This is a genomic window from Lachnospiraceae bacterium, assembly GCA_025758065.1.
GTDB lineage: Bacteria > Bacillota > Clostridia > Lachnospirales > Lachnospiraceae > Enterocloster.
In genome coordinates this window covers 781,258-794,670 of record CP107199.1, presented here as the reverse complement: position 1 = coordinate 794,670, position 13,413 = coordinate 781,258, and the positions used below count along the sequence as shown (strand labels likewise).

Below are 13,413 nucleotides of genomic sequence, written 5' to 3'. Positions count from 1 at the left end.
CGCACCCGGATTTTAGAGGCGGACGCAACGCCGAACCTCAAAATTTGGGCACAACTGACAAAAAAATTTCACAAGCTCAGGTACAGAAAGAGTGTGGGAGAACATTTATGGTTGTGATCTGATGCTACTTAAAAGTAACGATGGTCACACCGGTTCCGCCTTCGCCGAATTCGCCCAGGCGGAAATCTTTTACGTATTTTAATTGTTTTAATCGTTTGTGGCAGGCAGTTTTTAATGCTCCTGTGCCTCGCCCGTGGACTACACGTACGCTTGGCAGATGGGCCAGATATGCGTCATCCAGATATTTCTCCATAGCAGGAACAGCTTCATCTGTAGTCATGCCGATAAGATTGACTTCCGGTGAAACAGAGAAGGATTTTGACATCTTGATCTGTCCGGAGCCGGAATGAGAGCCCTTTGCCTGTGAAAAGGTCTTCTTGGATTTACTGGTTCCTGTTCCGGAAACGGCACCGTAGGAGCGGGATGAGCCGTCTCCTAATGTGGCGCTGATATCGTCTTCACGGATCAGTTCAATATCCCGTATATTGACTTTGGAACGCAGGATGCCCATCTGCACAAACAGATTCCCGGTACTGTCCGGAAGAGAACTGACAGTACCCTTTAAGTTCATGGAAAGGACCTTAACGCCGTCACCGATCTTTAATTTTTTCGCAGAAACAGGCTGGCTTGGGCCTTTGGCTTTAACTGCCAGTTTGTCATCCGTTTTCTTTAGCTGTTCCCGTAATTTGGTGCGCTGTGCCTCTAATTCTTTATTCACCCCGGAGTCTGCAGCCAGTTTGTTGATCTGGCGGATGGTCTGGTCTGCAGTTTCCTTGGCTTCGCGCAGGATGCGCTGTGCTTCTTCAGCTGCATTGCGGATCATCTTGTCCTTGCGTTCATCCAGATGCTCTTCCTTGCGGGTGAGACGGGATTTTAACTGGGCGATCTCTTCTTTATAGGAGCGGATCTCTTCCTGTTCTTTTTCAATGGTCACACGGCTGTTTTCCAGGCTGGTGAGCAGATCCTCAAAGGACTCATCTTTGGCTTCCAGATGGTTTTTTGCATCCTCGATAATGTAATCCGGCAGTCCAAGCTTTTTGGAAATAGCAAAAGCATTACTCTTTCCTGGAACACCGATGAGCAGGCGGTAAGTTGGCTGCAGGGTTTCAACGTTAAATTCGCAGCAGGCATTTTCCACCCCCGGTGTGGTAAGGGCAAATACCTTTAATTCGCTGTAATGGGTAGTTGCCATGGTGCGGCATTTCATATTGTGTAAAAATGACAGCATGGCAATGGCAAGGGCAGCGCCTTCAGTAGGATCAGTGCCGGCTCCCAGCTCATCGAAAAGACAGAGAGAACGGGAGTCTGCCTCACTTAAGATACGGACGGTATTGGTCATATGGGCAGAGAAGGTACTTAAGCTCTGCTCAATGCTCTGTTCATCACCGATATCCGCGAATACATTGTCAAAAACAGCTAATTCAGAGCCTTCCCAGGCTGGAATATGAAGTCCCGCCTGACCCATTAATGTAAAAAGCCCCACTGTTTTTAAGGAAACGGTCTTACCTCCGGTATTAGGGCCTGTTACGATCAGCAGGTCAAAGTCTTTTCCAAGCCATACATTAATAGGAACAGCTTTTTTCTGGTCCAGTAACGGGTGGCGGCCGTCTTTGATGTTGATATAGCCTTTATCGTTGAAAATGGGAGCTGTACAGCGGTACTGGTGGGATAAGGCTGCTTTGGCAAAAATGAAATCCAGCTGGGCTAACAGCTCCATATCTAACTGCAGTTCTTCTATGTGCGGTGCTGTCTGGTTGCTTAAAGAAGCTAAAACAGCCTCGATCTCTTTTTGCTCCTGGATCTCCAGCTCGCGGATCTCATTGTTTAATTTTACAATGGCCATTGGTTCGATAAAAAGGGTAGAACCTGTGGCAGACTGGTCATGGACCATGCCGGATACCTGGCTTTTGTACTCTGATTTAACAGGGAGACAGTACCGGCCGTCACGCATGGTGATCACAGCGTCCTGTAAATAGGTACGGTGGGAGTTCAGGATAGAGTTCAACTGGGTATGGATACGGTCTGCGCAGGCTTTTAAGGAACGGCGTACATGGGACAGACCGGGACTTGCGTCATCAGCAATCTCATCTTCGGAAAGGATGCAGCGCTTGATCTCATTGTTCACTGGTGTAAGCGGCTCTAAGGCCTGAAATAAGGGGTCTAAGGAGTCAGGCGCATATTCTTCAGCTGCTGTCTGTTTAGGAGGCTGCTGTCCCGGAAAACGTGGTGTAAAGGTGTTTTCAGGAATATCCTGACGGCCGTAGGCTTTAGCACGGGCAGTGACGGTAAGGACGGAGCTGATGGAAAGCAGTTCGCTGATGCTTAAGGAGCTGCCAATCTCCAGGCGTTTTAAGGAGCTGCCGATATCCCGCAAGCCAGAGAAAGATACTGTACCTTTTAAGCGGACTCTGTCAGCTGCATCTGTGGTCTGCGCCTGCCAGGTACGTACCTCTTCCAGATCTGAAGATGGAACAAGATCCCGGCAGAGGGATTTTCCCAGCGGGGAAGCCGCATGGGATTCCAGCTGTGTGATGATCTTTGTATATTCTAAAGTTTTTAAGGCTTTTTGGTTCATATTTATTGGTTCCTCCAGGTATTGCATAAGGTTCACGCAACAGACCTGTGCTTACGCAAGGGGGCTGTTTCGTTGAAATGTTTCTTACAGAGTGGGCGTGAAAGGTTCACTCACAGCCCTGCGCTGACGCGCTCTGCTGTCTGCTGGCGCAGGTAAAAACAAATGCCGCCGTTGGCGTCGCTTGTTTTTCTGCTGTGCCTTTACATTATAACAGCAAATATTATGTTTTACTATGGGAAATTTCTCAGGAGAAATGGGGAGAAAACGGAGGATATATCGTTACAGTTCAACCATGACATCTTCTTGTTTCCATATTCATGAAAACAAGAAGCTTGGTGGTTCCACCATATGCTGATTTGGATGAGAAAGTGCTTATGCAAGCAAGCTTGCAACACACTCCCTCATTCAAACCAGCGCATGGCTGAACTGTAATGATATATCGGCAAGAATCCTATAGAACATCTTGCATAATGCCAGGAAGAACCTTATAATAGGAATAAGATTCTTCGCAAGGAGGAACACAATGGCGGATAAGCGTACAGATAAGGATGACAATGTAAAAGAAGACCGCTCCTGGCAGTTTATCCAGGAGAAGATCGTGCGTCAGCCGTTATCAAGAAGGCAGATCATCAGATATATCATCTTGACGGTTATTTGCGCAGTGCTGTTTGGAACCATATCAGCGGTTTGTTTTACAGTGACCAAAACTGTGGCTAAAAAGATAATGGGCCAGGAAAAAGCAGAGGAAAGCCGTCCTATTACCATACCAAAAGATGAGCCGGAGACGCAGACTCCGGTACCTGTGCAGGAAGCTTCTACAGAGCCTACAGAGCCGGTAGAAGAAAAAGTCCGTTCAGAATTAGAGAAATATCCCTATTCTCTGGAAGATCTGAATAAAATGTACGGTAATTTAAGAACACTGGCATCGGAAGCAGATAAATCCATTGCTGCGATCCATTCCATCCAGCGGGAAAAAGACTGGTTTGATAACCCCATCGAAACCACAGGTCAGTTTTCAGGCGTTGTGATCGATGTCAGAAGAGAAGAAGTGCTGGTACTGGCTCCGTCAAAAGCAGTGGAAACAGCAGATTCCCTGGAAGTGGTATTTTCAGACAGCGAAGTAGTGCCGGGCACTGTAAAACAGACAGATTCCCAGATGGGCCTGACTGTGATCTGTGCAGATGTATCTTCTTTAGAGGATGTCCAGTATGAGAAGATCAAACCTGTAAAACTGGGAAATTCCTATAGCTCAAGACAGGGAGATCTGGTGTTTACTATGGGTTCACCAGCAGGAATGGTACATTCCAGCAGCTATGGTTTTATTTCCTATATAGCAAAAAATGTACAGATGACAGATGGAAATGCCCGGGTTCTGTATGCAGATGTTAAAAGCAGAGCAGATGCCGGTACTTTCCTGTTTAATACAGATGGAGAGCTTATTGGCTGGGGGACAGACCGCTATGACCAGGATGTGGAAACTGGGATGAAGACATTTATGTCTATTTCTGATTACAAGGGAATTCTGGAACTTTTGAGCAATGGGATTCCGGTTCCTTATTTGGGGATCGAAGGCCAGGAAGTCACCACAGAAATGGAAAAAAATGGAATGCCGGCAGGTATCTATATTACAGCGGCAGCTCCGGAAAGTCCTGCTTACAATGCCGGACTTCAGTCTGGTGATATCTTAGATGAGATCAACGATGTTAAGATCGAGGGAATGAAGAATTTCCAGGCCCAGGTGGAAAGACTCCATGTGGGTGATCACATTACAGTAACAGTCCAGAGAAATAATGGAAAAGATGAGTACAAAGAGATAGAATTTGCAGTAACAATGGGAGCCAGGTAGAAAAGGTGCCGGGCTCTCTTTTATGGAAAAATCAATGAAAATAATAAAAAATGAGGTAGAAAGATGAGATATATCGAAAGCTTCCGTGAAGGAATGCATGTATCAGATGTATATTTATGTAAGAACAAGCAGATCCAGCTTACAAAAAATGGAAAAGAGTATGGAAATGTGGTCCTTCAGGACAAGACAGGAACCATTGATGCCAAGATCTGGGACTTAAATTCTCCGGGAGTGGGGGATTTTGATACTATGGACTATGTGTGCATTGAGGCTGATGTGACTCTTTTCCAGAATTCCAATCAGTTAAATGTACGACGGATCCGCAAAGCAGGAGAAGGAGAGTACATAGAGTCTGATTATCTGCCTGTATCTAAGAAGGATATTGGAAAAATGTATGAAGAACTGCTGGGATTTATTAAGAGTGTAAAGAATCCATATTTGAACCGTCTGTTGTCCAGTTTCTTTGTAGATGATGCCGCTTTCGCAAAGGCATTCCAGTTCCATTCTGCAGCAAAGACAGTTCATCATGGTTTTGTAGGGGGATTGTTAGAGCATACTTTAAGTGTTACAAAGCTGTGTGACTATTATGCAGGCTATTATAAAGAGTTAAACCGGGATCTGCTGATCGCAGCAGCTATTTTCCATGATATCGGAAAAACAAAAGAGCTTTCCCGCTTCCCGGAAAATGATTATACCGATGATGGTCAGTTACTGGGCCACATTATTATTGGTACAGAAATGGTGTCTGAGCGCATGAAGGAGATCGAAGGCTTCCCTGCAAGTATTGCAGTTGAGTTGAAGCACTGCATTTTGGCACATCACGGGGAACTGGAATATGGTTCTCCAAAGAAGCCTGCGCTGCTGGAAGCGCTGGCACTGAATTTTGCAGATAATACAGATGCAAAAATGGAAACCATGATCGAAGCATTAAATGCCGGTGGAGAAAACAAAGGCTGGCTGGGATTCAACCGCCTGTTAGAGTCCAATATCCGCAGAACAACGGAGTAAAATCAAAATATGGAAAAAAATCAGGAATTTACAGTATCCATTGAGGATATGAGTGAAGACGGCGCAGGGATCGGAAAACTGGACGGTTATATCTGGTTTATTAAAGATGCAGTGATCGGCGATGTAGTCCGGGCCCGTGCCATGAAGATGAAAAAAAATTACGGATTTGCAAGGCTGATGGAGATTCTTACTCCATCTGCAGCACGGGTAGAGCCAAGGTGTCCTGTTGCCCGTCAGTGCGGCGGCTGTCAGCTTCAGGCCATGTCCTATGAAGAACAGCTGAAATTTAAGGAGCGGAAGGTGAAAAACCATCTGTTAAGGATCGGGAAATTTAGAGAAGATGAGATCCATATGCTTCCTATTATGGGAATGGAAGAACCATGGCGCTATCGTAATAAGGCACAGTTTCCTTTTGGAATGGATAAAAATGGAAATATTGTGGCCGGATTTTATGCAGGACGCACCCATGATATTATTGAGTGCGAGGATTGTCTGTTAGGTGTAGAGGAAAATAAGGATATTCTGGACATTATCAAAGGATTTATGAGAGACCATAATATCCGTCCCTATGATGAGACTGCCCATAAAGGCCTGGTGCGCCATGCGCTGATCCGCAAGGGCTTTCATTCCGGTGAGCTTATGGTCTGTCTGGTGATCAACGGAAAAGATATTCCGTTAAAGGAACAGCTGGTGGAAGAATTGTGCCGGATAAAAGGCATGACCAGCATTTCCTACAGTATCAATCAGGAAAAGACCAATGTGATCATGGGAAAAGAGATCGTTAATTTATATGGTCCTGGTTATATTACTGATAACATTGGAAATGTGACTTATCAGATCTCACCATTATCATTTTATCAGGTCAATCCAGTACAGACGGAAAAGCTGTATGGAACAGCCCTGGAGTATGCAGGACTTACCGGAAGTGAAACAGTCTGGGATCTGTACTGCGGGATCGGCACCATTTCCCTGTTTTTAGCACAGAATGCCAAAAAGGTATACGGCGTGGAGATCGTTCCCCAGGCAATTGAAGATGCCAGAAGAAATGCAGCTTTAAATCATATTACTAATGCAGAATTCTTTACCGGAAAGGCAGAGGAAGTCCTTCCGGAACAGTATGCGAAAAACAAGGTCTATGCCGATGTCATTGTAGTAGATCCACCAAGAAAAGGTTGCGATCAGGTCTGCCTTGACACCATTTTAAAAATGGCTCCCAAGCGGGTTGTCTATGTAAGCTGCGATTCCTCTACGCTGGCAAGAGATCTGAGATATCTGGCAGATGGCGGATATGAGGTAGAAAAGGTAAGATGTTGCGATATGTTTGGACAAAGCTGTCATGTGGAGACGGTTGTCTTTTTGTCCAAACATTGAGACAAGAATACTTGTCTCGATGAACGTGGCAGTCGGCAAATCGAGAGGCAAGCATCCCGGCTTGCCTCATTGCTCGCGTAAAAGCCGGATGACACGATAGTGATCGTTCTGTAGAAACTTGAGAAGCCAATTCCCTATTCAAACCATTGATAAATGAACTGTACCCCCAGAAATTTGCATAAAATTTAAATAATACTTGAAAAAATCCTATCGATATGCTAATATAAAAATGCACATGGAAAACGATTTCCATTTAGCAGATAGGAACAATATGAACAAAGATAAAGTAACTATCCATGATGTAGCGAGAGCGGCTAATGTTTCGCCGGCTACAGTTTCCAGGGTTTTAAACAATTCAGACCACCCGGTGAAGCCGGAGTTAAAGGAGAAGATCCTTCTTGCTTCCAAGCAGTTAGGATATATCCCGAATCTTCAGGCCAGGAACCTGAAGAGTAAAAAAAGTACATCTATAGGGATCATCATTCCGTCTATTGCGAATCCATTTTATCCTTCTATTGTAAGGGGAATCGAAGATGAGATCGTCAGCCGGAATTATCACATGTCCATATCAAGCTGTGACAGAGATAAAGAACGGATCAACTACAGCATTGAAAATATGCTGGCAGTAAACGTTCAGGGCATCATCAGTATTTACATTGATGAGATACCGGAAGCTATGTTCCGCCTGGTAAAACGAGGTGGAGTTGCTTTAAATGTTGTTTCTAACGGTATCTGTATACCGGATATGCACACCATTATGGTAGACAAGGTAGAAGAATGCGAGCTGGCAGTACAGCATCTGCTGGATCTGGGACATAAAAAAGTTGCCATGCTGTTTGACAAGCTGGATAACTCCATCCGAAGAAGCCGTCTGACGGGTTATAAGCAGGCACTTGGAAAAGCGAAGATCCCATACAGGGAAGAATATGTTTATATCTGGGGACGCGATGCAATTGCTGATGTAACAGAATCCGCAGACAAAGGCTATTATCTTACTAAAGCTCTTTTAGAGAGAACACCGGAAGTTACAGCTTTTGTATGTATGAATGATGCTATGGCATTAGGCGCTTTCAAAGCAGTCCGGGAAGCCGGAAAGAAAGTGCCAGACGATTATTCCATTGTCGGATTCGATGATCTGGTATTTGCAGATTCCATTGATCCATCTCTTACTACGGTAGGTTTGGACCAGTATCTATGGGGAAAGAAGCTTGCCCAGTATTATTTCTCTTTACTGGAACATCCTCAGGTGAAGGAATCCTGTGTAAGTGAGGAGGAAGTTCTGGTAAGATCTAGGCTGATCCCGCGCCAGAGTACTAATAAGATCGTATTATGATATATATTTGCACACCACAGCAGGTGTGCAAAAAAATCTGAAAAGTGGAAAACGATTTCCATATATTTTTTATCAGAATGGAAAACGTTTTCCACAAAGAATCAATCTGTCTGGGGCAGATGACGTGATAAAGGAAAGTATGTTTATTTCCGCAAAAAAGGCTATATACAGTGACTGCACTGTATGAGTATAAAACCAAACACATTTTATGTATTAGAAAGGGGTTATTTATTATGAGAAAAATGTTTTATGTAATGTGCGCAGCAGGCGTAGCAGCATCTTTAGCAGGATGTACAAAGATGGACACTGCAGCTACTACAGCAGCACCGGCAGCTACAGAGGCCGCTGCAAAGGAGGAAACAAAAGCAGAGGAAAAAGCAGAACCAGCAGCAGAAGCAGAGGTAAAACTGATTGGTGCCCATGTTAATACGGTTGACAGTTCCTATCAGGCTGGTTTTGATGCAATGAAAGAAAAACTGGAAGAAGTATCTGGCGGAAAGATGACCGTTGAGATCCATCCAAACGGCGAGTTAGGCGGAAATGAAGCAGAATTAGTTGAGAAGATGGCAACAGGAACCGTTGATATGATCGTTGCTTCTCCAAACTTCGTGGCAACCACTGGTGTTAAAGAAGCAGACCTGTTCTCCATCCCATTCCTTTACACAGGCTTAGATCACTGGACAGCAGTTGTAGATGGAGAAGTTGGAAAGACTATTTCTGATAAGATCAATGCAGGCGGCGTTCTTCATAACTTAGGCTACTGGAGCTGCGGTACCAGAGAGTATTTTGGTGTTAAACCCGTAAATACAGTAGAAGATTTCAAGAACGTAAAGATCCGTGTACAGGACTCTGATGTAGTACGTTCTGTATGGTCTGCGCTGGGAGCAAACCCAACCACACTGGCTTACAACGAATTGTACAGCGGACTTCAGAACCACGTAATCGATGCAGCAGAAAATGATCTTGGAAACATCTTACTGCAGAAATTCTACGAAGCTGGTCCTTACGTATCTTTAACAGACCATGACATTGCAACCAGAATGTTCCTGATCGGAGCTAACAAGTACAACAGCTTAACTGATGAGCAGAAGCAGTGGGTAGATGAAGCAGCAGAATATGCCTGCAAAGAGCAGAGAGCATTTGATAAAGACCTGAACGATAAAGCACTTGAGACCATCAAGGAAAATGGCGGTATCGTAAACGAAGTAGATAAAGACAGCCTGATCGCAGCTTGTGCAGACGCTAAAGATGCAGCAGCTGAGAAGATCGGTGTAACTGATCTCTACAACAAGGTAAATGAAGCAGCAAAATAAGCAGGCATAGCAGATACGGCATTGTAAGGAAAACGCGTATGGCTGTGTAGATAGTTGTACGCGTTTTTCATATGTTTTTCCAGAATGTTTTGCACCTGATCCCGTGAAAAGATTCCGGGAGAACATTATGTCCTCTCGGAGTCTTTCCTGCACCTGCCTTTGTGGCCGATTTCCCGCCAGCCGCACCCGAATTTCATCAACGTACGCACCGCGTACGCCTCAGAAATTTGGGCACAACTGACAAAAAATCTTCTCACAAAATCAGGCACAGAAAGATTCCGGGAGAACATTGAAAATGGAGGTTTTAACGTGAAAAAGATATGTGATCTGATGGAAAAAGTTCTGTATATCGTAGGAATGGCATCTGTTGCAGTTTTCTTTGTATGCACTACAGTACAGGTATGTTCCCGTGTATTTGGATTTCAGGCGGCTTTTACAGAAGAGGTTGCCAACGCAGCGTTGGCATGGTGCTGCTTTATCGGATCAGCACCAATGGTTCGTTCCAATGAGCATTTTAAATTTACAGCATTAACCGAAAAATTAAAAGGAAAATCCCTTTTTGCAGATGAACTGGTAGGACATGTATTTGTCCTGATCTTCAATCTGGTAGTTGGCATTTACGGCATTAAGCTCGTACAGCAGTTTGCAGCCTGGAAAATGACTTCTATGCCAGTAAGTAAAGGATGGAGCTGGTTATGTGTTCCTATTTTTGGTCTGACAGCAGCAGTGTTCTCTGTAGAAAATATCATAGATTGTATTAAGCATCCTGACAGAGGCCAGGTAGAAGATGCAGTTGAAAAGGCAATGAAGGAGGCAAAATTATGATACTAGTACTGGTTGCAGCATTTCTTATCTTATTGTTTGCAGGAATCCCCATTGCCTACATTTTAGGTCTGGTGGCACTTCTTGGTATTTCCCAGTTAAATTCTATTTCTTTAATTACAGTTGTACAGAAAATGTTTACCGGTCTGAACAGCTTTACACTGCTTGCAGTTCCGCTGTTCGTTCTGGCGGCAAACATTATGAACCGTGCAAAGATCAGTGAGAAACTGATCCAGTTCTGTAATGGTATTGTGGGAAGATTCCCAGGCGGTCTTGCATATGCAAATGTTTTAGTTTCCATGTTATTTGCCGGAATTTCCGGTTCTTCCCAGGCTGATACAGCAGGTATCGGTTCCATTTTGATCCCGGCAATGGAAGAAGAAGGTTACAGCCAGGAAACTTCAGTAGGTGTAACGGCAGCTTCTTCTACGATCGGTATTGTTATCCCGCCGTCTATTCCTATGGTTGTTTACTCTTCTGTAGCAGGCGCATCCATTGGAGCACTGTTTTTAGGCGGTGTTGTTCCTGGTATTTTGGTCGGTCTTGGACAGATGTTTGTTATTTTTATGGGAAATAAGAAATATCATTATCCAAAACAGGATCCAATGTCATTTAAAGACTTCTTAAAACTGGCTATAAAATGTCTTCCTCCAGTATTAACACCTGTTATCATTATCGGTGGTGTTATCGGGGGCTTATGTACGGCAACTGAATCTGCAGCTATTGCATGTATTTATGCGATCATCCTTGGTGTATTCGTATTCAAAAACCTTTCTTTAAAAGATGTAAAGCCATTACTTTATGACACACTTCGTACCAGTGCCACTTCCCTGTTTGCACTGGCAACTGCAAATGCATTAGGACAGCTTTTAAGCTACTACAATGTAAGTACCAGTGTTCAGCAGATGTTCGCTACCTACTTCCCATATAAGTGGCAGTTCTTACTGGCAGTTATTGGATTCTATTTATTCCTTGGAACATTCATGGATGCGATCCCTGCAATGATCCTGTTTGTTCCTGTATTAATGCCTGTTGCAACTGCATTTGGTATTACACCGGTACAGTTAGGTCTGATCATCGTTATCACACTGGCAGTTGGTCAGGTAACACCGCCTTATGGACTGTGTCTGCTGATCGCAGGAAGAATTTCCGGAATGAGTGTGCAAAAGTCGTTTAAGGCAGTTATCCCGTATATCATGGTTTCTGTAGTAGTAGTAGTACTGATCGCATTTTTACCGGATATTGCCTTTGCATTACCGAAACTTATTAAGCCAGAGTGGTTTTAACAGGCGGGTACTTTTATAGTCATATGTTCTCTCGGAATCTTTCTGTATCTGATTTTGTGAGAAGATTTTTTGTCAGTTGTGCCCAAATTTCTGAGGCGTACGCGGTGTGTACGGTGATGAAATTCGGGTGCGACTGGCGGAAAATCGGCCACAAAGGCAGGTGCAGGAAAGACTCCGAGAGGACATTCATTTCCAAAGGAGGGATTTTTCATGGAGAAAAAGAAGGTAGCGATCGTCACATTAGGTGACAGCCGTCGCGAATTTTATAAAAAGAGAGAAGCAATTGTAGCAAGCGAGATCGAAAAGGTGAAAAAGGCATTTGGGGATAAATATGACCTTTATATCTCACCTATTGTATTTGACACAGAAGATGGACAAAATATTTCTGATGAGATCAAGAAACAGGGCATTGAAGCTGTGATCATCCATGTGCCCATCTGGGCAACCCCATCTTTAGCATTCCGCATTGCCTATGGAACTTCTTATCCGGTGCTGCTGTTAGGCAACCTGCAGCGCAATACGTCCAGCCTTGTAACACTGCTGGCAGTTGGAGGTATGTTAGACCAGACCGGAAAGAAGTGCATCCGTGTATCTGGTGATTATGAAGATCCCAAGATCCAGGAAAAGGTGGATAACTTTGTAAAAGGCGTTTATGTGGCAGAAGGCATCCGCCGTTCCAGCTATGGAATGATCGGCGGAAGAAGTATTGGTATTGGAACTACAGTAGCAGATCCAAGCCAGTGGCAGAGTACCTTTGGGGTAGAGTTTGACCACTGCGATCAGTATGAGATCGTATACCGTGCAAAGGCACTGGACGAAGAACGTGTCCAGAAGCATTTAAAGTGGGTAAAGGAAAATGTACCGAGGATAGAATTCGGGGACAAGTTTACAGAGAAAACACTGGAATTACAGGTACGCAGTTATCTGGCATTAAAGGATATGGCTGCGGAAAAGAAGTATAACTTTATGGGCATCAAGTGCCAGCAGGATATGAGCGATCATTTCGTTCTCCAGTGTCTGGGTGTGGCATTATTAAACAACCCATATGACGCAGACGGCGAAAAGACACCGATCCCAACTTCCTGTGAGTGTGACTGCGACGGTGCTATGACCATGCGCATCTTAAATCTGTGCGCAGAAGGAAAGCCTTCCTGTTTGCTGGACATCAAGTTCTTTGATGGAAACGATAAGGAATTTGTACTGGCAAACTGCGGCAGCGTGGCACCATATTTCGCTGATCCGGACAACAAAGAAGAAGCTATGAAGAAGATCGCTTTAATGCCCCATATCTTCGGGGAAGCAGGCGGTGCGTCCATCCAGTTTATCTCCAAACCAGGTGATGTGACTGTTGCCAGACTGTTCCGCAGCAATGGAAAGTATGTATTGGGCTGCTTTGAGGGAACCACAAAGATGTATCCTCTTGAGAAGTTAAAAGAGACTACATACTGCTATCCACATGCATTCGTAGAAGCAGAGGCAGACTACGAAAAGTTCTACGAGAAGATCAACTCCAACCATCTGCATATGGTTTATGGAAAGTATGCGAAGGTTTTAAAGATGTTCTGTGAGATCGTGGGAATTGAGTATATCTGTTTTAATAAGTAGTGCTTGTACAAAAAGCAAATGAATGAGTTGTAAAATTTACAGGTTTACACAGCAACGTCAAAATGTTATGATACTGGTACATTATTTACGAAAACGATGTACCGGTGTCCTGAGGCCAGAAATCTTCCTGCAAGCAGGCTTGCATCAGATTTCTGGCCTTTTGGCTATGGTATTATCATGATGTTGTGGCAAAA

The 13,413-nt window shown here is 44.2% G+C and carries 9 protein-coding genes; 8 read left to right on the top strand and 1 reads right to left on the bottom strand.

Translation table 11 applies throughout. The features are described 5' to 3' along the window. Nucleotides 1-124: 124 nt before the first annotated feature. Nucleotides 125-2,635, bottom strand: a complete 2,511-nt coding sequence (locus OGM16_03625) for an endonuclease MutS2 (protein UYJ47376.1) — start codon at nucleotides 2,633-2,635, stop codon at nucleotides 125-127. A 523-nt stretch (nucleotides 2,636-3,158) separates the two neighbouring features. On the opposite strand from OGM16_03625, the gene OGM16_03620 reads away from it, so the two are divergent. The 8 genes from OGM16_03620 (at nucleotide 3,159) to OGM16_03585 (ending at nucleotide 13,219) form a co-directional block, all read left to right on the top strand. After that, complete coding sequence (locus OGM16_03620) at nucleotides 3,159-4,481, top strand: S1C family serine protease (protein UYJ47375.1); 1,323 nt, start codon at nucleotides 3,159-3,161, stop codon at nucleotides 4,479-4,481. Between the two features lie 63 nt (nucleotides 4,482-4,544). After that, a complete protein-coding gene (locus OGM16_03615; GenBank protein ID UYJ47374.1) occupies nucleotides 4,545-5,489 on the top strand; it encodes an HD domain-containing protein in 945 nt (314 codons plus the stop codon). A gap of 9 nt (nucleotides 5,490-5,498) precedes the next feature. After that, entirely contained in the window at nucleotides 5,499-6,860 is a 1,362-nt protein-coding gene (gene rlmD / locus OGM16_03610) for a 23S rRNA (uracil(1939)-C(5))-methyltransferase RlmD (GenBank protein UYJ47373.1), read from the top strand. 271 nt (nucleotides 6,861-7,131) lie between these two features. After that, entirely contained in the window at nucleotides 7,132-8,193 is a 1,062-nt protein-coding gene (locus tag OGM16_03605) for a LacI family transcriptional regulator (protein ID UYJ47372.1), read from the top strand. A gap of 233 nt (nucleotides 8,194-8,426) precedes the next feature. Further along, nucleotides 8,427-9,506, top strand: coding sequence for a TRAP transporter substrate-binding protein (locus OGM16_03600; GenBank protein UYJ47371.1), 1,080 nt, complete (start codon nucleotides 8,427-8,429; stop codon nucleotides 9,504-9,506). Between the two features lie 309 nt (nucleotides 9,507-9,815). Further along, nucleotides 9,816-10,331: a TRAP transporter small permease gene (locus tag OGM16_03595; protein UYJ47370.1), complete on the top strand. Its 516-nt coding sequence runs from the start codon at nucleotides 9,816-9,818 to the stop codon at nucleotides 10,329-10,331. Beyond that, entirely contained in the window at nucleotides 10,328-11,614 is a 1,287-nt protein-coding gene (locus OGM16_03590; protein ID UYJ47369.1) for a TRAP transporter large permease, read from the top strand. Before OGM16_03595 ends, OGM16_03590 begins: the two co-directional genes overlap by 4 nt. A gap of 210 nt (nucleotides 11,615-11,824) precedes the next feature. Further along, the gene (locus OGM16_03585) at nucleotides 11,825-13,219 is read left to right on the top strand and encodes an L-fucose/L-arabinose isomerase family protein (GenBank protein UYJ47368.1); all 1,395 of its coding nucleotides are present in this window, start codon (nucleotides 11,825-11,827) and stop codon (nucleotides 13,217-13,219) included. The last annotated feature ends 194 nt before the right edge of the window (nucleotides 13,220-13,413 follow it).